This is a genomic window from Candidatus Enterococcus leclercqii, from assembly GCF_009933135.1.
GTDB lineage: Bacteria > Bacillota > Bacilli > Lactobacillales > Enterococcaceae > Enterococcus_C > Enterococcus_C leclercqii.
Genome location: NZ_MAEH01000003.1, coordinates 60,702 through 85,575, shown reverse-complemented (window position 1 = coordinate 85,575; position 24,874 = coordinate 60,702). Strand labels below are relative to the sequence as shown.

The following is a 24,874-nucleotide window of genomic DNA, read 5'->3' as shown; positions in this document are numbered from 1 at the left end:
AAAATGGTCAGGAATTTTACAACTTCGAAAAAATACCGGGCACACAGGACAAAGATCAAAACCAAAAAATAGAGAAGAAAGAATGAATGATTGATGATGATTGGGGGGGGTCAAGGTCAAGAGCAACAACTCCCCCTTGCGACGACGCCCCCTCACCAAACCTTGAGGGGGCTGTCGCAACAACCCCTCGGCCGACGCCCCACCAAAACTTGGGGCTGGCCAGAAGCAACAACCCCTCGGTCAACGCCCCATCAAAACTTGGGGCTGACCAGAACCGACAATCATTTGATACACGTTTTATCAAAACTTGATGTTGATAAAGTACACGTTTTTTCCTAGATAGTTAACCAGGATTTGAGATTTAATATTTGAGTTAGATTTCAAAAAATTGTCCACTCGAAATTGGCATTGGAGGATTCTAGATGAAATATTTATTGATGTATTATTTTATTCCTGGAAAGGATACGTTTAGTGGGAATTTGCAGATCCTATATGCTCTTCATGAATTGAGAATTGTTTCGCGAAAACAACTTATAGAGCTATTCGCAATTGACAATGATTTAACCGAGAGAAACGTCCACATTCACTTAAAGGATTTAGAGGAGCGGGGACTTATCGAAAGCATTACCGATAAATCAAAGCGAGGGTTTCCAAAATATTATTATCTCACTCTTGAGGGACATCAAAGTATTGGGGGATTTCTAACGCTGCCAAAAGTTCCGCAATATAATCTTTACCACCATTTACAAATTAATGATTACCTGATTTTAATTTTGAAAATGTTAAATGGACACCCACATTTTGTTGGAATTATCTCGGAGCGACGAAAAATATTTGAAACAAAAGATGGTCAGATTAAAAAGTCAGGGAAGAAATATTTTGTGCCGGATTTCATTTTTCGTTTTATAGCCGAAGATGGTGCAGATATCGATTGGTCATTTGAAATTGAACTAACACTAAAGTCACGTTATAGGTACCAACAAAATATCTTTCCGAAATATATTCGTGAACTATATAAGGCGTTTGATGACCAACTGTTTTATGTCACACCAAACCCAACTATTCAACATGAGCTTGATTTGTTTCGGCGCATTTTCATGAGTGATAAAGAATATGGTAAAGAAAAGTTTGACCATGTTTATCGTAGGTTGCATGTTTTCTCAGCTGAAAACTTTGAGAAGTCCATCAGCGATATTATTGCCAATGATCCGTATATTAATTGGTAGTTATGATGAAATTAAGAAAGGGAATTGTGCAGAAACAGGTGGTGAGTTCTAGAGAGGAAAGTTTTTTGTTGCCCCGGACACTCCGACCGCCACCACCGTTTACCGGGGCAACAAAAAAGCCGGCATAGCCGGCGGTGTAGCAACAGAATCTTCACTTCGTACCTAAATTATGGTATAATACAAATGAAAAGAGAGACTGCTAGTAACAGTCTCCCTTTGGTAGCACCGATTAAGACGGTGGCAAGACTTTAATAGTTACAAAAAATAACCGGTCAGCTCGCTAAAGTAGACGGTTATTTTTTGTTGTTCTGATTGTTTACAATCTGCACGACAGCGACGATCAAAGCAACGGTAAAAGTACCGAAACTAATCATCAATGTGAGTGCTGATTCAACAGACAACAGGCTACTCCTTTCCTAGATTTTGGTTTCGCACTGAATTGCTTCATGCGCACCACCACCTTTTTCCGGAAGTCGCCACCGTCATAAACTTTACTACCACTGTTATTATACCATAAAAGAGAACCGTCCAAAACGTTTATTTAACAGCGTTTCGGGCGGTTTTTTGTGTGAGTTGTCAGGTTCCTTCATCGCTCCAACCGCCACCGCCGCTCTTCTGGAACCTTAGACAGGTGAAAAGCAAAAGCAAGAATCAGAAACAGAATCAATACCAAGTTCAAAACCCAAGTCAAAATCGGAAATTTCAAAGCGACTGATCCGGATTGTATGTGCGAAAGATTGTCTGTTCATCACGCACGGCTGCAATCCACCGGCGAATGTGCTTATACCCCAGCTGCCCGATAAAAAAAGGGGCGGGAAAATTTTTGAAGGACACAAAATTTTTCCCTACAGCACTCCCTTTTTTTCTCGAGCCTCAGGGGTAGGGACGAAGCACGCCGATGGATAACAGCCATACGAAAATGAACCAACCGACAATTAGCGGTCACTCTTCTAATCCGGTTCAGTTGAAATTTCCAATTTCAACTTCCGCCTCAAGAAAAACGCCGCCGAAAATGGTTTGGTTCAGCAAAAATTATTTTCGAGGAGTGGGTCATGATGAAATGCTATCAAGAAATGAAATACCAGCTTAAATCTTTACGAGTTGGAGCGACACACGTTACAAAAAAGGAATATGGATTGATTACTGAAGCGAGAGAAACGGCATGTTGGGATAGAGTGTTTGAAACAACACTCTATCAAAAATATGGCAGCGAGTACTGCACCGGTTTGATGATAATTGAGTAAAAATCAAAAATATAAATGGAAGAAGGAATTCACATGATTAACGTAACAGGAACAGCACGATTGACGAAAGACCCGGAGTTGAAATACACAGGAAACGGAACCCCAGTTGCGACGACGACAGGAGCATTCAAACGTAGTCGTTTGAATGCGGAAGGCAATCCTGAGACCGCCTTTCTGCGGTGTGTCGTTTTCGGTAAACGGGCGGAGTCATTCGCCAAATACACACGTAAAGGAAGTCTAATTGGGATTTCAGGAGAAATTGCCACTCGTTCATATGACGATCAGCAAGGCAACACACATTATGTGACAGAGATTGTCGTGGATAACTTCGAGTTTCTGGAAAAGAAATCGGCGGTTGATGATCGGGAGCAACAGCGGACAAATGGTGCAGAAACACAAAGAAAAGATGATTCTCTTGAGCAAAATATGCCAGAGCCACCGTCGTTCAGTGATGACGATTTGCCATACTAAAAATTGTAGGCGTGGTACCAGGGCGGGAGACAGCCGCCCTGGGTAATTACCGAAAGGAGTGGGAAAAATGCCAGCAGTTTTCACAGTGCACGCATTAATCGACCATATCGAAAAAGAAGAGATTACAAAAAAAATCGAAGTACGCACGATTAGGGACGTTCTGACAGCCCTTGAGGGGTGTAACCCATCAATGTCTCTGTCGTGGCTCTCTACGACTAACGGACGTATAGGAGGGGTTCACAGGGAGTGCCTGACTTTCCAAGAGTCTGAAGCTGGACAACGCCATCCGATAGCTTATGCTGCGGTAGAAGCAGCAGAATATCTCGGCCCGGATCATGCCTATATTTCCGAATTTCTTGATTTAGTGAAATGGAATATTGAAGCAGATCAAGAAGACAGTGCGAGATTGTCTGTTTTCATCATGAATGATTTATTGCAATTTGTGAAAGCCGTCTGGCTTTTTGGAGAAGGATCAGAAGCACAACCGGTCTTGATCCTGGATCGAATGGGGGTGGTGCTATGAAACGAGAGCTGTGGGATCTGATCATTCCGCTTGCTTATTCAGGAGTTGGTGCTGGCCTGATTCGTTCATTCTTTTGGGGAACGCTGCGGCGGTTAGTGAGAAAGTCAGTAAGAATTGTTTTCACGGGACTTTTGATCTATGGCGGTTGGCTTGTAGTAAAAATGTTTTTATTGCCATATTTATAATTTTCCCTTAGTGAGTGTGATACAGAAGAATTTTGAAAGTAGAAAGTGAGGTTGAAAATAATGTGTGATTCGCTCGAAAATAAATGGAAGAAAATTGACGAAGAGTTTTTAGAAGATGAAGAGGCGGTAGGATTTGGCACTTGCGAAGAGTGCGGAATTGAGCTTACTTCTATGCCTAACGGTGCTTGGGGTGTAGGATATGTCTGTGAAGATTGTGCACATAAACTCCGTGGTGAATATGAATAATCACTCACACAAAAAAGGAAGATTAGTCCTGGCTAATCTTCCTTTTTTGTGTCAATGAATGCAACCGATTGGGAAGGTGGAAATAGAAATGGATAAATTGTTTACAGAGAAATTGGGTCAGTCAGAGTTAGCGTCAAGAGAAAAATTTCTAAGCAGCTTCTACGGTTTTGTGGTTGGTGATGCACTTGGCGTTCCCTATGAATTTCGCTATCGAGGGACATTTCAAGTATCAGGTATGGCTAGGTACGGGACTTGGAATCAACCAGCGGGGACCTGGAGTGATGATACGTCGATGACCTTAGCTCTCATGGAGAATTTGTCTGAAGAGGGCACTTGGCGAACACTCATGGAAAAATTTGTTGCCTTTCGCGACGAAGGTGCCTACACGCCTTTTCAAAAGGCGTTTGATGTTGGCGATACCTGTGCTCAGGCCATTCTTCGTTTTGAATTGGGTTTTTCACCGCTAGAAGCTGGCTCAACAGATGAAACCGCAAATGGGAACGGGGCTTTAATGCGAATTTTTCCGTTGGCATTTTCATTGTATGAAGAAACCGACTTTTACCGGCGATCAGATGTTGTACGGGAATGCACCAGACTGACTCACGGTCATTTACGTAGCCAAGTAGCTTCCGTTTTGTATTGTGAATTGATCAGAAATTTGTTGCAAGGCATGGCTTTAGGCGAAGCCATGCAGGAAACCGGCAAAAACTTTGTCCACTATTACAATGGGTCTACTGATTTGATGTCAGAATACGAAAATCATTTTGAAAGAGATCTTATAGAGGGCAAACAAAACAAGGCTGCGCCGAATTCTACTGCCTATGTGGTAGACACCTTTTCAGCGGCATTGTGGTGTCTCCAAAATACGAATAGTTATGAAGCAGCTATGTTGACTGCGGTCAATCTAGGAGGGGACACTGATACTACTGCTGCCGTAACTGGTGCTCTTGCGGGTATTCTTTACGGATTTGAAGCAATCCCTGAAAACTGGCGAAAAACTCTTCAAAATGACCAGCTTCTTAAAACGATCAGTCAGAGATTTTGCGATACCGTGCTATCTCAAAGAATTTGAATAATGGATATGATGCAAATCTTGTTTGTACTAACGTTGTATTGACAAAATGAGTTTTATTTAGTACAATGTTAGTACAGATGATGAACGGAGGTAGAATCATGTCTCAATCAACCATTACATTTAGGATTCCTGACGATGAAAAAGAACTGGTATTAGAATATGCAAAAGCACACAATTCTTCATTGACCGAACTTTATCGAAATGCTGTACTGGATAAAATCGAAGATGAAATCGATCTACGGACTTTACGGAGTGCAATTGAAGTTTCCAAAGAGAAAAAAGAGACTGGTATTTCTCAAGAGGAAATGGAGAAACTGTTAAATGAATTATAAAGTCATTTACATGCCGCAAGCCCAGAAGCAATTAAAAAAAATGGACAGAAACCAAGCCAAAATAATTGTCGCCTGGATCCGAAAGAATTTAGAAAATACGACTGACCCACGTCAGCACGGAAAAGGTTTGACTGGAAATAAGAGTGGGGAATGGCGCTATCGAATTGGAAACTATCGAATATTGGCTAATATTTGTGATTCTGAAATTGAAATCCAGATATTCTCAATTGGACATAGAAGTACAATATATAAAAGATAACCGTTTTTGGAACGAAGTAGAGTTTCGAAAGTCAATGTATAATCTTTTGAATTTTGCATAATACCACAGGTAGAAACTACCCGATACTATCGGTTGGTTTCTACTTTTTTTATTTGGTCTTGAAGAAGAAAACGAGTGATCTGTGGCAAAGAAAGAAACAAAAAAGGACAAAACTGTTGCTTCGCTTGCGGGCAGTCGCCCTTGGCTCAAAGCGCAACAGTTTTCTTTTGGCTGGTGGCAAGGTCTAACTGCTTGGTGGCTACGTGCCTTCGCCAGTCGCAATTGCCTTGGTTGGCTGCGTTCCTCCGCCAAGTCGGCCGACCTCACCATTTTTGCAAAGCAAAAAGGCCAAAAGGATTAGAAGAGATCCATCGAAGCATAGCTCCGACTTCTCCGGATCTAAAAGCGGTAGGAACCCGGCACGGGTTCCCTTATTTGAATTTTTTGGTTTTGCGCTACATTTTTACCATTGCAGACGCCGACTAGCTGCGAAACAGAATGAGCCTCCAGGCTGCGCCTACTCATTCTATTTCTCGCAAGTGGCTTCGCCAGGCGGCAAGGGCAAGCTACGTGGCTACGCCACCCTTGCCACCTGGCTGCTGCATGGTAAAAGCTTCGCAACAAAACGCAAAAAATTCAGCCTTTGGCTACCGCCTGTGTAGCGCAAAGACCAAAAGGAGAAGGTCAAAAAAATGGAACCAACTACAGTTATGTATAACGAAAAGAAAATTGTTGATATTGTCACACTAAAAATGGTAGTAGCCGAAAAAAGTTTGCCTATCGAAAAAGTGAGAAGTTCCTTTGAGGTTGGAAATTGGTTGATTGAAGAAATTGGTGACTATGCACAAGAACACCTTGCGCTACTGTGTCTGAATACGAAAAACGAAATTACCCATTTTTCAATCGTTCATGTGGGGACATTGAATCAGTCAGTTGCCCACCCACGCTGCATTTTCCAACGTGCTATATTGGCAAATGCCGCTAGAATTATGATTTCACATAATCACCCTTCAGGAAATACAACACCTAGTGAAAACGATATTCAGTTTACCAATCGATTAATAAAAGCCGGCGAAGTGATGGGTATTGAACTACTTGACCATATTATTGTCGGTCAAAAAAATTACCTTTCCTTACGTGAGGAAGGTTATTGGAACTAACGATTAAGACTGCCTGATAATAAGGCAGTCTTTTTGGGTTATCGGACAAAACAGCCGCTTCGCCTGCGGTGCAGTCGCCCTTGGCTCAAAACGCGTCTGTTTTCTTTTGGCTAGTGGCAAGGTCTAACTGCTTGGTGGCTACGTGCCTTCGCCAGTCGCAATTGCCTTGGTTGGCTGCGTTCCTCCGCCAAGTCGGCCGACCTCACCATTTTTGCCTACGCAAAAAGACCAAAAGGATTAGAAGAGATCCGTCGAAGCATAGCTTTGACTTCTCCGGATCTAAAAGCGGTAGGAACCCGTGCCGGGTTCCCTTATTTGAATTTTTTGGTTTTGCGCTACATTTTTACCATTGCAGACGCCGACTAGCTGCGAATCAGAACGAGCCTCCAGGCTGCGCCTGCTCATTCTGATTCTCGCAAGTGGCTTCGAAAGTAGGCAAGGGCAAGCTAAAGGGCTACGCCCCCTTGCCTACTTTCTGCTGCATGGTAAAAGCTTCGCAACAAAACGCAAAAAATTCAGCCTTTGGCTACCACCTGTATAGCGCAAAGACCAAAAGGAGCGAAAACCATGAAAAAGGACACTATCAAACGAATGGCAGACTTGAAGTCTGCTTTGAGGAAGGAGAACCTGAAAAAACAGCTCTCGATTTTTGATGAAACGCTTGGGTATGCGGCAATTGATTTTCGTATCGACCACCAGCAAAAAGGTGAACGAAGTATTTCATGGGTCACGTTGATTGCGGCACCTTCGGTCAAAATGAAGACTGTGGGGGAGTTTTTGGAACGATTAGAGGTCTATCCTGACCAAACAGTCGTTGCGACAGTCGGATTGGAAGGTGGCTATTCTCCTGTCCATATAGCAGTGGACGGACTAGGGAAAGAAACGTGGCTGGTTCTCTGTGATGAAATTGCTTACCACAACTTTTTTTCGCCACCTGAACACTCGGAACAGGGAGTTGACCTCGATTTGAGAGGGGCAGTGAAAGAGTACCTAAAAATACAACTAGAAACGTCTGAAAACCCAACTGAAACAAGGCTTGCGAGTTGGTTAGAGCAACAAGAAGATTCTGAGTTATTAATTGGTGTCTTAAAAGAAGAAAGGTCCCTATCCGAATTGGTTCAATTTTGTATTCAGAAAGCTTCAGCAAGCAAAGGAAAACAGTCCGCTATGATGGTAAGTGATGAAGTCGTTTTTCAGTGGGTAAGGGAATATTACACGACTGATATTGAAGTGAAAAATTCAAGTTCAGTGAAGGGAACCATGCAGACCACACCAACACCTCAAGTGATTGAAACAGAACGAAAGGAGGAAGAACAGCAAATTAGTCTGTTCTAACTACTATGAAAATCGCATACGATTATCCATTTAAACCACTCACACCACCGAAAGGGTTTTTCAAGTGGTGTAGTTCGCAAATTACTGGCTATCGCTGGGCGAACAAAGACCGGACGATTGTCTCCACGACACGACCGGAAGCGCCTTTGATTTCGAAGCGACTGACGAAAGCGTCGAATCTAAATATACCGGAAAAATTTTACCCGTTCGCAATCGTTCTGAGTAGCAAAACACGTATCGAGATTCAGTCTTTTGGTATTTGGTGTGGGGTTGAGAATGGCGAAGAAACCTATGAAATCAGACGGACAAATCTAGAGTGCTTCTGTGACGATATTCATTATCAAGTTCATCAATGTGGTAATCGTTGGAGAAGTGGCCTGCAACAGCTGTATGGGTTCATGAGTGGGTACTACACCAATACTCAGTTTTATCTAAACAGGTGGCGAGAAAAAATTACGAAAAGTTCTCCGTTGAGATACTGCAACTTAAAAGAAATTTCTTGGCAACAGTTGGGACATGCGTACAAATATCGACATGAAATTGAGTTCTTACAACTCATTCATGCAGATAGATTTGCGGACGAGGTGTTGTTTGAAATGAGACATAAAGTTGGTGGTCGTTGGGTTACAGGTATTGACTATCGAACCGTTAACATGAAATGGCTCTATCGACACAAAGGTATTTTGAAAAATTCTACAATCACTTATCAAGAATTACGGCTAGGTGAAGCACTCCGAAAACGTCATGGAAAGCCAATATCAGGAATTGAAAATATCCTGACCGTACAGGACTTGAAGAAAATACCGGCTTGTGTGGGGATAAACAGCTTTCAAAAATGGGCAATTGCACAAGATCTTGATTTTGGCATGTATGTGGACTATCTCAATATGTTAGACGAACTTGGAATCGGTGTAGATAAAGGGAACGCTATGCCAAAAGACTTTAGAAAAGCGCATGACGAGAAAGTAAATCTGATAGGCGTCAAAAATAATAAAGTGTATGAAAAAGAGTTTAATGACCGAGTAAAGCAACTAAAAGGACTTGAAAGACGATTAGGTGAGGTTCAAATTGTTGCTCCAAAAGAAATCGGTGAGTTATTAGTGGAAGGAAAGACACTCCGACATTGTGTCGGAGGTCAGCAATATATTCGAAGACATGCCCAAGGAGAAACAACGATTCTCTTTGTTCGGAAAGCCAACCAATTAGATGAACCTTATCTTACCCTAGAGATGAAAAATCACCATATTGTTCAATTGCGTGGGAAGAGAAATCATGCGGCACCTCCTGAAATCGAAGAGGTAATAGAAAATTGGGTCAAAACCGCACACTGATAGGACGTTTACCAGAGTGATGAAAAACACATCATTCTGGTAAGCCGCTTATCGGTTAAAACTGACGCTTCGCCTACGGTGCAGTTGCCCTTGGCTCAAGACGCGACAGTTTTCTTTTGGCTAGTGGCAAGGTCTAACTGCTTTGTGGCTACGTTCCTTCGCCAGTCGCACTTGCCTTGGTTGGCTGCGTTCCTCCGCCAAGTCGGCCGACCTCACCATTTTTGCCTATGCAAAAAGGCCAAAAGGATTGGAAGGTCTTGCTCGAAGCATAGCTCCGACTTCTCGCAAGACGGCGGGAAAACCACCCGCCTGAAAATTCCGGGCAAATTTTGCTTTGTCCGTCAATGTCTGCGCCTATTCTGGTCTCATTTTTAGCGTGCTAAGGTTGTTTGCTGCATGTGGTTATAGATCAAACCCGGTGACAGGTAAAGGGTATACGAGCGGCTAAACCGGCCGCCCTTTACCTGTCACCGGGCCCGATCTATGGCATAACCACAGCAAACGACCTAAGCACACTGGAAAAAATGAACCCATAACAAATAGGAACAAAAGGGACGACTGGACAAATCAAAATTGGAATTTTTTCAAAAGATTCCAGCTCCGCCCTAGATCCTAAAAAAAATGGTTTCAAAAATCATGAAAGAAAGTGGGAGTTAAGATGAATAAACTGGAGCAGGCCAAAAGAAAGCTGGAACGATTAAATGACACGCAAAACCAATTACAAGACAGTATCCGCAGTGAACGGGAAAGAATTCCCTTTGGACAGCCGAATATTATCGGGCGAAGAGATATTTATGCCCCAATCAACAGAAAGGTGGCAAGAGCAAGAAAGCTGTTAAAGGAACAAGAAAAGCAAGAAGATCGTGTCGAAATGTTGGAAAAAGTAGAAAGATTTAAAGTACAGAATGAACTTATTCAAGATGTTGCTGTTGTAGGACGCTCAGGTGCGGCCAGTGTTGGCGCAAGAACAAGCGTGAATAATCTCGAGTATTTTAAGCAACAGCTGAATGAACTTGAGGAAGCAAATGAAAAGGCAAAAGCCTATAACAAAACGAAACCAGTAAACAAAGCGGCCACCTATGGCACGAAAATTACGCAGTTAAAAAATAAAATTAAATCCCTAGAAAGTATGAAAGAGCGTGATGAAAAGAAAACCCTTAGTCCTAAAACTGAACAATTGATAGCATCCGGTTCAGTTGTTCAATGGAAGAAAAAACCAATTTATTATTTCGTGAAAGGACTAAGAAAAGTAGCTTTGGAAATCGACGAAAACGGCAATTTCTTCCCTTCAAAACGTTATTACCCTTATTCAGAGGAAGACAAAAAAGCTGTTGAGGCCCTTTTAAACTAAAGCAGAAGGTAGAGCGAAAACCGTGATCGCTCTACCTTCAAGATCACTAAGGGCAAGACTGTCACTTCGCCTGCGGTGCGGTTGCCCTTGGCTCAAAACGCGACAGTCTTCTTTTGCCTAGTGACAGAATCTAACCGCTTGATGGCTACGTGCCTTCGCCAGTCGCAGTTGCTTTGGTTGGCTGCGTTCCTCCGCCAAGTCAGCCGATTCAGTCATTTTTGCCAGGGCAAAAAAGCAAAAGGATTGAAAGGTCTTGCTCGAAGCATAGCTTCGACTTCTCGCAAGACGGCGGGAAAACCACCCGCCTGAAAATTCCGAGCGAATTTTGCTTTGTCCGTCACTCGCCGCTCCTATTCTGGTCTCATTTTTAGTGTGCTAAGGTTGTTTGCTGCATGTGGTTATAGATCAAAACTGGCAATAGGTAAAGGGTATACAAGCGGCAAAAGCGGCCGCCCTTTACCTATTGTCAGCCCCGATCTAAGGCATAACCACAGCAAACGACCTAAGCACACTGGAAAAAATGAACCCATGACAAATAGGAACAATGGGCCCGACTGGACAAAGAAAAATTGGAATTTTTTTAAAGATTCCAGCTCCGCCCTAGCTCCTAAAAAAAATGGGTTTCAAACCAACAAAAAAGGAGTTTTTCACATGGATGCTTTAAGAAAATTGGAAGTCACACTTTACAACAAACAATGGTGTACCCTGATTGGGATTGAGGCTTGTTTGAAAAATCAGGATGGGTTTTCCGCTGAAGAGGTTTTGGACCAAATACAGGGTTGTCTGGAGGAGTACAAACATGTTGAGGGTGCGATGATGGAAGAATATCAGCAACAAAATTTTGCTGAGTTGGAAAATGCGAGATAGGGAGGATAATATGGGGACACGATCAGCTATTTTTAAAGAGCAATTAGATGGGACATTTCTAGGGATTTACTGTCATTGGGATGGTTATATTGATGGTGTTGGGGCTATTTTATACAAGCATTATCAAAATCCCGAGAAAATTCAACAAGTCATCGATCAGGGAAAGGGTCTTTCTTGTTTGGGAGTGAAACCAGAAGTTCTCTATGAGTATGAGAACATCGAGTATCGACAATTGACTTATTGTGGTTGGCATGAATTTTGTTTATACGCTAGAAAAGAAACAGAAGTCTATTGTGCACAATCGCTTGAAGAGATCAGAAATTTCGATTATTTAACCTTAACAGATGAGGGCAGAATCGACGGGTGGGAAGAAGTTGTGAATGGATATAAGGTTTTTACTCCTTACCGTGGGTCAGATAATAACGGATATTTGTATGTTCAACGACAAACAGGAGAATGGTTGGTAAGTTCTATAGATAGTTTTGGGAAAATGAAGCCTTTTGAGCAATTAGAACAACGATTTTAAAAGGTTGAGGAGGAAAGATAGCGCACCAGACCTTTTTAGATTACCCAAGCTGAGAGACTTCAGCTTGGGTATATCTTGTAGTTGAAATTCTGGCCAGAAAAGAAGGAACACGTGGATTTTTTACGTGCTATACTATTTGTGAAAACGGGGGGATTTATATGATTTGTCGATATTGCAATAAAAAGGTTATGAAACTAGCAGCGGGGCAGTATCACTGTGCCAATTGTGAGCTGAATTTTTGTGAGGACCAATTGATCGACTCCAGGTCGGGGTTGTATCGAGAACCAACCGTCGAAACAGATCCGTTCTTTTTCCAATACACGACGACAAAAGAATTATTGCAGATGACTTATGTCGAATTGCTGTCTCGGCTGAAGCTGGCGCGAGGTGTCTATCGTGAGTTGAGGAAAAAAGTATATGGCCACAATAGCCAAGCAGATGCGCTGGATCGTGAGAACCTGAAAGCAGTCACTTCGGCAAAGCTTGTCATTGAAAATATAATGATTGAAAAACATGGTTATTATCCCGCCAGCGTGTTTGAGTCTGTTATTGATAAAGAAGTTTTGAAAAATAGAAAACAAATGCGAGAGGTGGAAAAAAAGCATGGTTAAATTTGAGGATCAACCGAAGCGGGGGTATACAGGTATCCGGACCCTAGAAACGATTGCGAGTGTCTTTGAGGATATTCAGGCCAGCGGTGACATGGGACAGGGCGAGAAGAATTTGCGATACTTGCAGCTGATGAATGAGTTGGAAGAGGACCACGGAGCTATGATTGTGAATCCGACTGAAGCAGATCTACATTTACCTGCGGTCGCATTATATCGGAAAGTTTCTCAAGCTCGAGTATTTTAGGCGGAACTTGAGAGGAGTTTACGAGTGGATAAATCGAAAGAAATCACTTTTATGCCAGACTATTTAGTAAAAGATCATACGGTGTTAATTTTAGATTCAGCAAACAACCTTCACGGTTTTTTGAGTATAGAATCAACCGACGATCATTTTGTTTTTACCAATGACATCGACCTACTTAAAACCGTACCGAAAATCATTGCAGAAGAACTAGCTGCTGAGATTCGCGCTTCGGAGGGCGACGTTATCCCGGTGACAAATAAAAATTCTGGAGAAGTATCTGAATTGGATTCAGACGACCTCCAAATCGTATTTTCTGCGGTAGAGTGGGGTTAAGCGGGATTGTTAGGATAGCAGCAGGAGGCAGAAAATATGTTGAAATACTATGGTGAAGCTGGTCTACTAGAAAAGCTTCAGAGAAACGAGATTGAAGAGGATTCACCGATTCGGAGTGTAGAAGATCTGCTTGGACACCTGGATCAGGCTAGTCCGATGATGTGGGTGACGGTGTTTGTGCCAGAATGCGAAAGTATCTATGGTATCCATCGAGAAACGTTGATTTCTACAGGTCAAAGCCATAGGAGTACGTCCACATCAGTTGCTTTGTTAGAGGCGACGGGTTATCAAACAAGTGAACATATCTTTGTTTCTGAATTAGTGGCGCTTTTACAGATGGAGATAGCGCCCAAGAATCGAGAAATCTTTGAATTACAGTTGTTTGAGCGAAAACGAGGGAAGTACATGTTGCGTCGCTGGCAGATGATTGGGGATCAGCCAGTCCTAATTGCCCAACGTGGCTAACTACTATTTAAAGATGAGTGTTGTGTAAGCTGAGGTGACCTTTATTGGATGAAAAGAGACAAAAGCGATTACTACGGAAGAAAATGTTAGCTATCATGGGGAATGATGATACCTGGAAAGATTGTGAAGAGAAAGTTGAGCAGGTCCATCAATGTATCGCGATGATGGAATATATCACCAGCCGACCAAGCAATGGGAAGGAACGCCAGGTTAAGGTCCTCTACCCGGATGGTTTGGTTGGAAAAGTAAGAAGTATCACGGAAGCTGCCATACAATTTGACTGTTCAATAACTACAATCGAACGTAGTTTGAAGACTGGGAAGCCGGTAAAAAGAGGATTAGCAAAAGGTATGGTTTTCCAAGTAATCTAACACGCAGCAGCTTTCCGTTTTAAAAGGGCGGGGGGTGATCCAATGGAAGCGAGAGAAGAGAAGCGACGAATCCGTAAAAAGATGCTAGCTATCATGGGTGAAAATCCTTCGTGGTTAGAGCAAGAAGAAAAAGTCCATCAGGTGCAGGTCTGTGTGGCAGAGTTGGAAGCAATCTGTGGGAAATTTTCAGCGCGGGATCGCTCTCGCTCCATTGTGATTCACTACCCAGACGGATCTGTGCGACAGGTCGAAAGCGTGAAGGAAGCTGCGGATCTTTTGGGTTGTTCCAAAACGACAGTTGTTCGCTCCCTTGAAACTGGCAATCCGGTAGAGAAAGGTATAGCGAGAGGTGTCATTTTTAGTGATCTGTAGTATTTTTTCGGACATGATATTTGCTTTTGCCCATATAAATTGAAATGGACTTATCTTTAGCGACTATGAGGATCGACCTCTCTTCCTTTAGTCGCATACTTGACTGGTTCAAACAGGTAAAGCTTGTAAAGAAACAATATAAGGGTTGTTCAACAATATTGGTATATTCGATATTTCAATATTGTAAGTGGTTACATTCTCCTGGTGGGTGTATACTTACTTTAACGATGAGTGAATGAATACAGTTGAAAGGAAATCATTATGCGAAAATATTTTAATTCTAACATACTAATAATATCTGTAATATTAAATTTTTTAATTATATATTTTCAAAAATTTAATTTCAATGATCTTTCAGCAAGCGTAACTCTCGGATTTCCATTCAAGTTTTTAACTGTCAGAAAAATATTGAAAGGAGATAGTCTATTTAATTCATTTGATATAGATTTAGGGGGATTAGTGTTATCAATTCTAACCATCTACATCATGATGTATTTAATTTTTGATTTCCTACCTCGAAAAGTTAAGTCAAAGAAAGGTAACTAATAAAGAATGAAAAAGAAATTTATCGTTTCAATAATATGTCTACTGGGTTTGTCGATTTCTTTAGGAACTACTAGAAATGTTAGTGCTGTTGAATTGAACTCTGATAGTTATACGCCAGAAGATATTTTGACTGCTCAGCAAGAGATTCAAGCAACGCTAAACAAGTACTCTTCGGAAAAGGGAAATGTAGTCATTTTTGATAGCCTAAAATTCGATGTCGATCAAACCAAAATAGTTACTAAAGAAGAACTAGAGAATGAAAAACAAACAGTAATCAATTCATTGAAAGAACAGGTAGATTCTACAACCGTAGAAGTCTCTAAGGAAGAAAAATCAAGTGGACGGATACAAACAAGGGATATTGCAAAAGATGGGAGTACCTACGTAGCAAAAGTCAACTGTGCAATTCCGGCTATTGGCTGGGGTCACATCAACCAGGATTTTTCTGCAAAAATAAGTAGTTCAAAAGTCAATCAACTTAGTCTACTAGGTGGCTCATACAAGAGCGGTATTACATTATCAGCATGGACAGGAATACGCTCTTGGACAACGATATCAAAAAATAAAAAGTATATTCAAGTTAATATGAAAGGAACATTAAGCTATATTTTCAAAGGATCCAATATTGATGCAGTACAAACCTATCTTGCAACAGGTAAAACTAGTGGAAATTCATTAGTTTCTGCTGTATATAATGAATGGCCAGGTTGAAAATCAAAAATAGCATGATAAATTGACTGAATTGATAATTTAAAGAGATAGATTAATAATAGAAATTAGAGGACATCAAATGGTGGCCTCTTTTTTGTGTATCAATAGCGTATAACCCTACCTTTACTGACAGCAATCCTAATGAGACAAGGATTTAAGTGCATCATTAGGGTGGAAAGAAAAGTAAAGTATAGAAAGACTAAACTAGCGAATTGAGTAGCTATAAATCTACTTGATTCGCTAGTTTCTTACACATGTGGCACCCGATTTCTGAGTACCGATGCTTTTCATATCCTAATCTCTGGCGTAACACCAGGCTTGAGCTGAGACAGTAACATATCCTTGTGTTTGGGGACTCATATTGATCTTCTGTTGAGTTTTCATTTTATAAGAAGTTTTATTGTTGACACTTCCGTATTTTGCAATTACGGCTTTTCTTTGTGCTTTTCCTACAACGTTTAACGAAGACATGTCGCCACCGCTAACCCAAAAATAGTTAGTAACTAAATGTGATCCTTGACCAATATACTCGACTGTTCCTTCACCCCACTTGGTCCCAGCTGCGGCTCGTAATGAAACACCTTTAGAACTATTGTTATTATAGTATTCTTCAATTATATGAGCTACTTCATTGATATCATGAATATCTTCAAAGTTGACAGGTTGACATTGTGAAATCATTTGAGTGGTTGCTGTAATTGGAATTTCGGAAGCAGAGACTTCAATGGTGGATAACAAGCCAAACGACAATAATAATGAACTACCTAAAACCAAATTGCAAAATAATTTCATTGCAAATCCTCCTATTCGAACCTGTAGTTACGTCAACTCACTATTTGCCTCTTTTGTTACTCCAATCTTTCAAAATACCTGGCATTTTTGACCAGCTCCAGCAAAAAGAACCCAATAAAACTATACCAATTAAGATGTATATCCACTCCATTGTAATCGGACCCCCTTTTGATTAGTTGCTCTGAATGAACAATTTAAGTATACCACATGTTGAATGTGTCAATTCTCAAAACTGAAAAATATGAGGATTAGAATATCTGGTGTATAAGCTCCCAAGTAGAGATTGATATGTGGCAGAAGCAACTTTAGAGCATACACGAATCATATATGTGCAAAAGGAGGGGGCATTTTTGAAGGTTGGATGTGTCAGATTTTCGACAAATCTGCAAGAGTTAACGAGTTAGGGAAAACATGTTAAACATGTACTAAGAAGGGACTTGTCACGTACCCTTAGAAAAGTTTGTAATGAAATCCTGGCTAATTCCCTTTTTTTGTTAAATACTTATTGATGTTTTCGTATGAAGGAATCCAAATTCCTGAGACTAAACATCTTCCTACGATAGCAATTACCGGAAATAGAAATATACCTCGAATTAATAAGAAATTGATAATACAGAAAATGTACTACGTCTATCATTTTTCAATCTTTTTGCAACACATGAATCAGAACCATTTGCTTTAGCGACCGGTTTACCTATTAGATTGAAGGAAAAACTCCACATCATAAAAACTCCAGAATAAAATAATTCTGGATAGAATTCACCGGGGAACAAACCTACCCACTTAGTTACTAATGGGCACAAAGTTAACCAAAAAAGCAAAAAAAATATTTGCCAAAATCACCGTATAGTCAATTTTATCTACCAATTGAAATAGTCGATGATGAGATACCCAGATTACAGAGATAAAAATAAAACTAACTGTATAGGCGATAAAGGTGTGCCTTATTTCATAAGACATAGAGAATGAGAGCATTTCTGGAAGTTTAATATCTAAAACTAAAATAGTAATCACAATAGCCATCACACCATCCGTAAACACCTCTAATCTATTCTTTGTCAAAATAATCCCCTCCACTTTTTTAAGAGTGCTTGTTAGAGCATACAGTAAAAATAGGACTAAGCAAAATTTACGACACTATCTATAACAGAACTAAAATTATTTGTACACAAAAAACACAAGAAGTTGAAAGGGGTTGCAAATTGGTTTTTACTGTGCTAGATTATGTCTAAGGATTGTTACTGTTTGGCAGGCAAAACCGGAATTTACCGCAAGTATCAAGGGGGAAATTCTAGGTTTTTTTATTTTGTCTGGAAATGAAGCAGACGCAGGGAGTGGGAAGCGTGGTAATTGAAAAAATTCTAAATAACAACATCATCATGTCCCACAATGAAGCTGGTGAAGAGGTCATTTATATGGGACGCGGTCTGGCTTTTGGTAGAAAAGTCGGAGATGTGATTGATGCTGGTGTGATTGAAAAAGAATTTATTTTGAAAGATTCGCTAACTTCTGGTCAATTTCAACAATTGTTTGCTGATATTCCGTTAGAAGAAGTAGATTTAGTCAAGCAGATTGTCGACAATGCTGAGGAAAAATTACAGCAAGAATTGTCGTCAAATATTTATTTGACGCTAACTGATCATATTCACTACGCATTGGAGCGTTGTAAAAAAGGAATTGAAATTCCCAATCCGCTTTTATTTGAAACCCGCAAATTTTATCCAAAAGAATTTGCGTTAGCTCAAGATGCGATCACTTTCATTAACGAAAAACTGCAAGTGACACTGCCGGAGTCAGAAGCGGGTTTTATCGCTTTTCACATCGTCAATAGTGAACAGATGAATACCGATGGCTCGATGCAACAAACGATGCAGACAACAGAAATTGTGCGGGATATATTGCAGATTATCAGTCGTTTTTATGGTGTGGTTTTCCGCCAAGATTCTCTGAGTTATCAGCGGATTGTTACTCATTTACAATATTTTGCCCAACGCTACTTAAAAGATGAATTAAAAGAAGAGCCCGATGAATTTCTTTTTGCTTTAATTCAGTCTAAATACCCTAAAGCTTTTCAAACGGTGCAGCGCATCAATGATTATTTAGTTAAAATGTATCAAAAACCACTGGGAGAATCTGAGATGATTTATTTGACGATTCACATTCAACGGGTGGTTTCAGAGGAATAAACATTCAATCAATAACGGATTGTTACTGTACGGCAGGCAAAACCCAGATTGAAAAGACAAAGATACCAGGTGATTTATTTTATTTGGATCGTGTTTTTTCTATCTGGGTTTTTTATTTTTTTAAACAAATTAAAAATGACAAGGAGAGAAAAAAATGAGTAGTAATGAAGAAATCGCAAAACGCGTCTTAGAAGCTGTTGGAGGCAAGGGAAATGTGAACAGTGTGGTGCATTGTGCCACCCGCTTGCGCTTCAAATTAAAAGATGAAGACGTTGCGGACACACAGCGTTTAAGTCAAGATGACGATGTCATTCAAGTGGTGCAAAAAGGCGGCCAATATCAAGTAGTTATTGGCAGTCATGTCGGTGATGTTTACCGAGAATTAAACGGTATCGCTAATTTTAACAATGAAAAAGAGATCACTCAGGAAAAAAGTGGCAATATTTTTGACCGTTTAATTGATATTATTTCTTCTATTTTCACCCCATTTTTAGGAGCAATGGCTGGGGCTGGAGTATTAAAAGGTTTTTTGACTTTGGCTTTGACCTTAAATTGGGTGACCAATACTTCTGGTGTTTACGTCGTTTTATGGGCGATTGCTGATGGTTTATTTACCTACTTGCCAGTGATGTTGGCTTTTACAGCGGCTAAAAAATTCCGTACCAATGAATTTATGGCAGCGGCGCTAGCGATGGCATTGGTGCATCCTTCCATTACTGCTTTAGCGGGGCAAACGTTAAGTTTTCTAGGCCTGCCGGTTATTATCGGAGCAAGTGCCTATACTTCTTCTGTTATTCCAATTATTTTAGCTGTCTTTTTACAAAGCTACGTTGAAAGATTCTTTAAAAAAATTATTCCAAGTTTTTTACAAACCATTGTTGTGCCACTGGCTGTCTTTTTAGTGATGGCGCCCTTAACTTTTATTGCAGTGGGTCCTTTGGGTACGATTTTAGGGAACGCATTGGGTAGCGGCTATGATGCGATTTACAGTTTTAGTCCAATTATCGCCGGTGCTGTGATGGGTGGTTTGTGGCAAGTCTTTGTGATGTTCGGGATGCACTGGGGTTTTGTACCGATTATGATGGTAAATTTAAACCAAGTAGGCTTTGACACGATGACACCTATGCTGTTACCAGCTGTTTTAGCACAAGGTGGCGCAGCCTTAGCGGTTTTCTTTATGACAAAAAATGTGAAGTTAAAAGGATTGGCATTATCTTCTACCATCACATCATTTTTCGGTATCACAGAACCAACTGTTTATGGGGTTAACTTACCGCTTAAAAAACCCTTTATTGCAGCTTGTATCAGTGGGGCTGTTGGGGGAGCATTTATCGGCTTTTTCCAAGTCCGTAATTACGTTTTTGGCTTAATTAGTTTGCTTAGTTTACCAGGGTATATTCCACAAGATACCAAAACAACTACCGGTTTAATGATGGCGGCGATTGGTACTGGAATTGCCTTTGTTTTAGGTTTTGTATTAACGTTTGTCTTGCGTTTTGACGATCAAGTGGAAGTAAAACAACTAGCTGCGGCTGATAAAGCAGATACAGTCACACCAGTGGCACAAGAATTAGCAAGTGGTCATACGATTATGTTAGCAAGTCCTTTAAATGGTGAAGTCTTACCTTTGACCCAAGTAAAAGATCAAGTTTTTTCCTCAGGTGCACTTGGAAAAGGTGTTGCCATTGAACCGACAGAAGGAAAGTTATACGCACCAGCAGACGGAACCATCACAACACTATTTCCAACTGGTCATGCGGTGGGGATTACCACTAATGAAGGTGCTGAAATTTTAATGCATATTGGCATCGATACTGTCGAGTTAGATGGCAAGGGGTTTACAATTAAAGTACAACAAGACGATCAAGTAAAAATAGGAGATTTATTAGTAGAATTTGATTTAGATGCAATTAAAGCTGCTGGTTTATCTACAATCACACCAATTGTGATTACCAATACTAATAGTTTTATGGATGTTTTGGACATGGATCAAAAAGAAGTCATTCATGGGGAGAATCTTCTAACTGTAGTTTTATAGATTGTGTTGCAAAGTTTTTAAAGAAGACGTATGCATCTAATTTTTGTATCTCAGGTTATGTTTTCAATGTTGGTAGAAGTTTGACGGAAAAGAAAAAGGCCCACACGTTGAATGTGTGAGCCAATGGTTAGAGAGGTATAATAGAAAAGGTACGATCCTAGTATTTCATCTGGACTGGAATTAAAGTAATCGGTCGAGTGCCGAAAAGTTTCAGAATGCTCTCCAACCTGACCCCGGCGTACAACCGCCGGCCGAAGTCACTTGAAAGGCAGCGGAAATTTCTCGTTGGGTTGGTCCTATTGACTTCAAACTGGCAGTAATTCATTCAAACGGTAAAATCTGTACGTCGGGGTCAGTTTCCGAGCCTGCTGAAATTGAACCCGACCGTGCACTGCGATGATTGGTATGCAACGTGGTTGATTACTTATTTAAATGGGTGAGCTGAGGTGATTTTTATTGCTTGAATTGTCAAATCAAGTGAATGAAAAGAGACAAAAGCGATTACTACGGAAGAAAATCTTAGCTATTATGGGGAATGATGATAGCTGGAAAGATTGTGAAGAAAAAGTTGAGCAGGTTCGGCAAGTTATTGCAACAATGGATGATATTACCAGCCGACCAAGCAATGGAAAGGAACGCCAGGTTAAGATCCTCTACCCGGATGGTTTAGTCGGAAAAGTGAGAAATGTCGGGGAAGCTGCCATACAATTCGACTGTTTAAAAAATACGATTGAACGTAGCTTGAAAACAGGGGAACCAGTTACACGAGGACTGGCAAAAGGTGTGATTTTCAAACTGATCTAATAGGCAGCCGCTCACCGTTTAAAAGGAGGGGGTGGTGATAAAATGGATAAGAGGGAAGAAATGCGCCGAATCCGAAGAATAATGCAAAAATTAAATATTTTACTTAAACACTGTCTTTTAAATATGGAAGGTGTGGTCGTGTTGCATTACAAGCTTGAAAGGTTTTTAGAGAATAGTAATTTCCCTGCAATTTTTATAATCCAAAAAGCAGAAGATGTTCAAATACTTCGTCATTGGCATAAGGAAATTGAGATTACATATGCTAAAAAGGGGAGGATAGATAGCTACTTTATTGAAGGTAATAGCTATATTGTGGAAGAGGGAGAAATTGTTTATGTAAATCCTTTTGAGATACATGGCGTAAGAAACTTAAAGGAAACCTCATATCCTGAAGGAGTATTGACAATTGTATTCCCACAACCATTTGTTGAAAAATATTTTCCAGAATTGGATAGGTATAGAATTAGTCAGACAAAAATTTCACCTAATAATATCTCAGGGGAGGTTTACCACCAGTTAATTAATGAACTTAATTCAATTTTTAACTTGGTGAAAATGCCTGTAACACCAATAAATAATGTACTTATTACGGCTTCTTTGTTAAAGAGCCTAGGGATTTATGCTTCAAATTTTTCAACAGAATATACCGAAAATTACAGTAGACTTTTAGATGAGAAAATTTATCAAATACTTGATTTTGTTCACAAAAACTACTTCGAAAGACTCACTATATCTACGATTTCTGAGCAGTTCTATATATCTGAAGGATATCTATCTCGGTATTTTAAAGGTAAAGTAGGTGTATCAGTTATAAACTATCTTGAACTAATAAGAAGCTATTATGCTATTCAATTAATACGAGATACCGATCAAACGATTGAAGATATTGCTTTAAAAACAGGTTTCGCTAGTACAAAGGCGCTGAATAAGACACTGAAGCTACATTACAAACAGACAGCAAAATCTTTTAGAAAATAGCAAATGTCAGTATATGCCGTAATACTCATCAGTAATACATCTTATTTTTGGTAGCGCTATACGATATGATTCTTATATAGAAAGCGCTATCTAAAATAAGTGGAGGTTTTCAACATGAGTAAGAATAAACCAATATTCAAACTTTCTATCTTATCTATTTCATTAATCTGTATGGTTGCCCCTGCCGTATCAGCTACAGTACCAGATATACTTCAATCCTTTCCCAATAGAGACTCTGGTTCGATTGAATTACTTATGTCTGTCCCAAACTTTGGTATTTTTTTATTTGTATTATTAGCCCCTATGATTACACGTATAATTAGTGACAAAACTACTGTTCTCTTGGGGCTAACAATTTCCTTATTAGCTGGAGTTACACCAGTATTTACAACAAACTATAATATTTTACTCGTATCGAGATTTCTGCTCGGAAGTGGTATCGGTCTATTTAACGCTTTAGCCTATTCATTAATCACTAAGTATTATGAGGGTGAAGAGAGAAATCGACTACTTGGATATCAGGCTGCCTTAACTGCTCTAGGAAGCACAATTTTTAGTTTATTAGCGGGTTGGTTACTCCAATTTAATTGGCACTTTAGCTATCTAGTCTATCTACTTGCTCTTCTCCCGATTGTTCTTTTTGGATTATTTATTCCTAGTGATAAACAAACATTAGATCAAAGCGTTGTAGTTGAAAAAGCAACTATTAAGGGAGCAGTTATATTTTATTCGGTGTACATGTTTTTTGTATATGCTCTATTTATGACTGCAATATTTAAGTTAGCTTCATTATTTGTAGAAATTGGTATTGGATCACCAGCGCAAGCAAGCTTATGTTTAGCAGTTCTAACGGCATGTGGTTTTTTTAGTGGAGTTATCTTTGGCAAAGTTAAGCAAAGTTTGAAAGAGTTTACGGGCCCCGTTGCTGTAGCATTTCTGGGTATCGCACTTGGTTGCTTGAGTATAACTAATAATATTTTTGTCGTAATATTGCTAGTCATTGCAATTGGATTCTTCCAAGGATTGATTAATCCAACAATATTTAGTGAAGTAGCGGAAATAAGCAATACAGCTTCTCAAAATTTAGCTTCAACTTGTTTGCTGATTGGAATAAATTTAGGAGTATTCCTGAATCCTACTGTTATTTCAGAAATAAGTAATATTGCTAGAATCACTACTACATCTAATACATTTAGATTAGCTGGAGTGTTGTTGGTAGTAGGTGCAATTGTGTACTACCTAGCGATTCAAATACAATCAAAAAAGGCAAAGAAGGTGACTGAATAATGAGAATTGAAAACGTAAAGCTAAATCAAAAATTGACATCGGGCAGCAGATCTGAATTATCACGAACTACTATCGAGCCAGATGAGGAAAACGAGTCACCGACAATTGTGCAGATGAGAGATGGAATGGGTTGGGCAGCAAAGAATATTACAACTAATGAATTAGTTATTAAAGATAAGGTACTTAAAGGTCATATTCCTGTTCGTCTCTATCGAAAAAAGACTTTAGTTAACGAGGTAATCCCGGTATTAGTATATTATCATGGGGGAGGATTTTTTGGAGGATCAATTCAGAATGTCGAACAGATTTGTCGTACATTTGCAGATAGATCAGATATGGCTGTGGTTTCTGTAGGGTATCTTTTGAGTCCAGAACATCCATTCCCAGCTGGCTTGATGGATTGTTTTGAAGTAGTCGAAACAATCGCCACCGAAGGTCAGATATTCAATGTTTTAGGAGATCAAATTTTTGTTGCAGGTGATTCTGCGGGAGGTAATTTAGCAATCACTACTTCAATTTTGGATTCATCAGTATTTGGAACAAACTACATCAAAAAAATTATCTCCTACTATCCAGTTGTTGACTTAACTTCAAAGGGTAAAGGTGATTTTTGGGAAGTTTCATCCATACAGGCAAAAGATGATGATGAAACTAAAATGATAAGAGACTATATTATCGGTTTTTCAAAGTTAGAATCCCAAGTTGAAGATTGGTATTGTGGGAGCGAAGTTGATCGCTCTAATAGTTTAATTTCACCATTTTATGCAGCTGATGAAGAGTTAGCAAAGTTGCCACCTATAAAAGTAATCATTGGTGAATTTGATCCATTACGGTTACAAGTCGAGGCTTTTGTCAATGAATTGAGTAAAGCAGAGACAAATGGTTCCTTAAGTGTATATCCAGGAATGATTCACGCCTTTATGGACAAAATTGGTGTTTATGATGAAGCGGAAAAGGGTGTAGTAGAAGCTATAGGTTTTATTAAAGAGGGAGAATAAAAATGAG

32 protein-coding genes are annotated in these 24,874 nt (G+C 39.9%); 29 read left to right on the top strand and 3 right to left on the bottom strand.

Going from position 1 to position 24,874, the window contains the following annotated elements:
- Positions 1–422 precede the first annotated feature (422 nt).
- Positions 423–1,226 (top strand): winged helix-turn-helix domain-containing protein, encoded by an 804-nt coding sequence (locus tag BAU14_RS00955; RefSeq protein ID WP_161898222.1) that lies wholly within the window; start codon positions 423–425, stop codon positions 1,224–1,226.
- 293 nt (positions 1,227–1,519) lie between these two features.
- On the opposite strand, the gene BAU14_RS00950 is transcribed toward BAU14_RS00955, so the two are convergent.
- Entirely contained in the window at positions 1,520–1,627 is a 108-nt protein-coding gene (locus tag BAU14_RS00950; RefSeq protein WP_237580385.1) for a putative holin-like toxin, read from the bottom strand.
- A 651-nt stretch (positions 1,628–2,278) separates the two neighbouring features.
- Here BAU14_RS00950 and BAU14_RS00945 point away from each other — a divergent pair.
- The 22 genes from BAU14_RS00945 (at position 2,279) to BAU14_RS00840 (ending at position 15,784) form a co-directional block, all read left to right on the top strand.
- Positions 2,279–2,470, top strand: coding sequence for a hypothetical protein (locus BAU14_RS00945; protein ID WP_161898221.1), 192 nt, complete (start codon positions 2,279–2,281; stop codon positions 2,468–2,470).
- 33 nt (positions 2,471–2,503) lie between these two features.
- Positions 2,504–2,941: a single-stranded DNA-binding protein gene (locus BAU14_RS00940; RefSeq protein WP_161898220.1), complete on the top strand. Its 438-nt coding sequence runs from the start codon at positions 2,504–2,506 to the stop codon at positions 2,939–2,941.
- 67 nt (positions 2,942–3,008) lie between these two features.
- Positions 3,009–3,464, top strand: a complete 456-nt coding sequence (locus tag BAU14_RS00935; RefSeq protein ID WP_161898219.1) for a hypothetical protein — start codon at positions 3,009–3,011, stop codon at positions 3,462–3,464.
- Positions 3,461–3,649 carry a hypothetical protein gene (locus tag BAU14_RS00930; RefSeq protein WP_161898218.1) on the top strand — a complete coding sequence of 63 codons (189 nt, stop codon included), beginning with the start codon at positions 3,461–3,463 and terminating at the stop codon, positions 3,647–3,649. Before BAU14_RS00935 ends, BAU14_RS00930 begins: the two co-directional genes overlap by 4 nt.
- Before the next feature lie 51 nt (positions 3,650–3,700).
- Positions 3,701–3,895, top strand: a complete 195-nt coding sequence (locus tag BAU14_RS00925; protein ID WP_161898217.1) for a hypothetical protein — start codon at positions 3,701–3,703, stop codon at positions 3,893–3,895.
- Positions 3,896–3,983: 88 nt separating this feature from the next.
- Positions 3,984–4,967, top strand: coding sequence for an ADP-ribosylglycohydrolase family protein (locus BAU14_RS00920; RefSeq protein ID WP_161898216.1), 984 nt, complete (start codon positions 3,984–3,986; stop codon positions 4,965–4,967).
- 101 nt (positions 4,968–5,068) lie between these two features.
- Entirely contained in the window at positions 5,069–5,302 is a 234-nt protein-coding gene (relB, locus tag BAU14_RS00915; RefSeq protein WP_237580384.1) for a type II toxin-antitoxin system RelB family antitoxin, read from the top strand.
- Complete coding sequence (locus BAU14_RS00910; RefSeq protein WP_002389879.1) at positions 5,292–5,561, top strand: type II toxin-antitoxin system RelE family toxin; 270 nt, start codon at positions 5,292–5,294, stop codon at positions 5,559–5,561. The genes relB and BAU14_RS00910 overlap by 11 nt, the downstream gene beginning before the upstream one ends.
- 142 nt (positions 5,562–5,703) lie before the next feature.
- Positions 5,704–5,922: a hypothetical protein gene (locus BAU14_RS00905; RefSeq protein ID WP_161898214.1), complete on the top strand. Its 219-nt coding sequence runs from the start codon at positions 5,704–5,706 to the stop codon at positions 5,920–5,922.
- 331 nt (positions 5,923–6,253) lie between these two features.
- Positions 6,254–6,721, top strand: a complete 468-nt coding sequence (locus BAU14_RS00900; RefSeq protein WP_237580383.1) for a JAB domain-containing protein — start codon at positions 6,254–6,256, stop codon at positions 6,719–6,721.
- A gap of 591 nt (positions 6,722–7,312) precedes the next feature.
- A complete protein-coding gene (locus tag BAU14_RS00895) occupies positions 7,313–8,056 on the top strand; it encodes a Cas9 inhibitor AcrIIA9 family protein (RefSeq protein ID WP_161898213.1) in 744 nt (247 codons plus the stop codon).
- A gap of 5 nt (positions 8,057–8,061) precedes the next feature.
- Positions 8,062–9,387 carry a PcfJ domain-containing protein gene (locus BAU14_RS00890; protein ID WP_161898212.1) on the top strand — a complete coding sequence of 442 codons (1,326 nt, stop codon included), beginning with the start codon at positions 8,062–8,064 and terminating at the stop codon, positions 9,385–9,387.
- 658 nt (positions 9,388–10,045) lie between these two features.
- Positions 10,046–10,738, top strand: a complete 693-nt coding sequence (locus BAU14_RS00885) for a hypothetical protein (RefSeq protein ID WP_161898211.1) — start codon at positions 10,046–10,048, stop codon at positions 10,736–10,738.
- Positions 10,739–11,119: 381 nt separating this feature from the next.
- On the top strand, positions 11,120–11,605 hold the full coding sequence (locus tag BAU14_RS14310) for a hypothetical protein (protein ID WP_237580382.1): 486 nt from the start codon (positions 11,120–11,122) through the stop codon (positions 11,603–11,605).
- A gap of 10 nt (positions 11,606–11,615) precedes the next feature.
- A complete protein-coding gene (locus BAU14_RS00875) occupies positions 11,616–12,131 on the top strand; it encodes a hypothetical protein (protein ID WP_161898210.1) in 516 nt (171 codons plus the stop codon).
- Between the two features lie 158 nt (positions 12,132–12,289).
- Positions 12,290–12,742, top strand: a complete 453-nt coding sequence (locus BAU14_RS00870; protein WP_161898209.1) for a hypothetical protein — start codon at positions 12,290–12,292, stop codon at positions 12,740–12,742.
- Entirely contained in the window at positions 12,735–12,986 is a 252-nt protein-coding gene (locus BAU14_RS00865) for a hypothetical protein (RefSeq protein WP_161898208.1), read from the top strand. The genes BAU14_RS00870 and BAU14_RS00865 overlap by 8 nt, the downstream gene beginning before the upstream one ends.
- A gap of 24 nt (positions 12,987–13,010) precedes the next feature.
- Entirely contained in the window at positions 13,011–13,319 is a 309-nt protein-coding gene (locus tag BAU14_RS00860) for a hypothetical protein (RefSeq protein WP_161898207.1), read from the top strand.
- 36 nt (positions 13,320–13,355) lie between these two features.
- Positions 13,356–13,784: a hypothetical protein gene (locus tag BAU14_RS00855; protein WP_161898206.1), complete on the top strand. Its 429-nt coding sequence runs from the start codon at positions 13,356–13,358 to the stop codon at positions 13,782–13,784.
- A 44-nt stretch (positions 13,785–13,828) separates the two neighbouring features.
- Positions 13,829–14,155: a hypothetical protein gene (locus tag BAU14_RS00850; protein ID WP_161898205.1), complete on the top strand. Its 327-nt coding sequence runs from the start codon at positions 13,829–13,831 to the stop codon at positions 14,153–14,155.
- Positions 14,156–14,197: 42 nt separating this feature from the next.
- A complete protein-coding gene (locus tag BAU14_RS00845) occupies positions 14,198–14,527 on the top strand; it encodes a hypothetical protein (RefSeq protein WP_161898204.1) in 330 nt (109 codons plus the stop codon).
- 552 nt (positions 14,528–15,079) lie between these two features.
- Positions 15,080–15,784 carry a hypothetical protein gene (locus tag BAU14_RS00840; RefSeq protein WP_161898203.1) on the top strand — a complete coding sequence of 235 codons (705 nt, stop codon included), beginning with the start codon at positions 15,080–15,082 and terminating at the stop codon, positions 15,782–15,784.
- Between the two features lie 294 nt (positions 15,785–16,078).
- On the opposite strand, the gene BAU14_RS14195 is transcribed toward BAU14_RS00840, so the two are convergent.
- Together BAU14_RS14195 and BAU14_RS14420 are read right to left on the bottom strand one after the other, a co-directional pair.
- A complete protein-coding gene (locus tag BAU14_RS14195) occupies positions 16,079–16,576 on the bottom strand; it encodes a hypothetical protein (RefSeq protein WP_202622141.1) in 498 nt (165 codons plus the stop codon).
- 783 nt (positions 16,577–17,359) lie between these two features.
- Complete coding sequence (locus BAU14_RS14420) at positions 17,360–17,638, bottom strand: TMEM175 family protein (protein WP_272927967.1); 279 nt, start codon at positions 17,636–17,638, stop codon at positions 17,360–17,362.
- 281 nt (positions 17,639–17,919) lie between these two features.
- On the opposite strand from BAU14_RS14420, the gene licT reads away from it, so the two are divergent.
- The 6 genes from licT to BAU14_RS00805 all read left to right on the top strand — a co-directional run bounded on the left by licT (position 17,920) and on the right by BAU14_RS00805 (position 24,867).
- A complete protein-coding gene (gene licT, locus BAU14_RS00830) occupies positions 17,920–18,762 on the top strand; it encodes a BglG family transcription antiterminator LicT (RefSeq protein ID WP_161898202.1) in 843 nt (280 codons plus the stop codon).
- Positions 18,763–18,916: 154 nt separating this feature from the next.
- Positions 18,917–20,800, top strand: coding sequence for a beta-glucoside-specific PTS transporter subunit IIABC (locus BAU14_RS00825; protein WP_161898201.1), 1,884 nt, complete (start codon positions 18,917–18,919; stop codon positions 20,798–20,800).
- A 456-nt stretch (positions 20,801–21,256) separates the two neighbouring features.
- Complete coding sequence (locus BAU14_RS00820; protein WP_161898200.1) at positions 21,257–21,604, top strand: hypothetical protein; 348 nt, start codon at positions 21,257–21,259, stop codon at positions 21,602–21,604.
- 42 nt (positions 21,605–21,646) lie between these two features.
- On the top strand, positions 21,647–22,582 hold the full coding sequence (locus BAU14_RS00815) for an AraC family transcriptional regulator (protein WP_161898199.1): 936 nt from the start codon (positions 21,647–21,649) through the stop codon (positions 22,580–22,582).
- Between the two features lie 114 nt (positions 22,583–22,696).
- Entirely contained in the window at positions 22,697–23,869 is a 1,173-nt protein-coding gene (locus BAU14_RS00810) for an MFS transporter (RefSeq protein ID WP_161898198.1), read from the top strand.
- Complete coding sequence (locus BAU14_RS00805) at positions 23,869–24,867, top strand: alpha/beta hydrolase (protein ID WP_161898197.1); 999 nt, start codon at positions 23,869–23,871, stop codon at positions 24,865–24,867. The genes BAU14_RS00810 and BAU14_RS00805 overlap by 1 nt, the downstream gene beginning before the upstream one ends.
- Positions 24,868–24,874 lie beyond the last annotated feature (7 nt).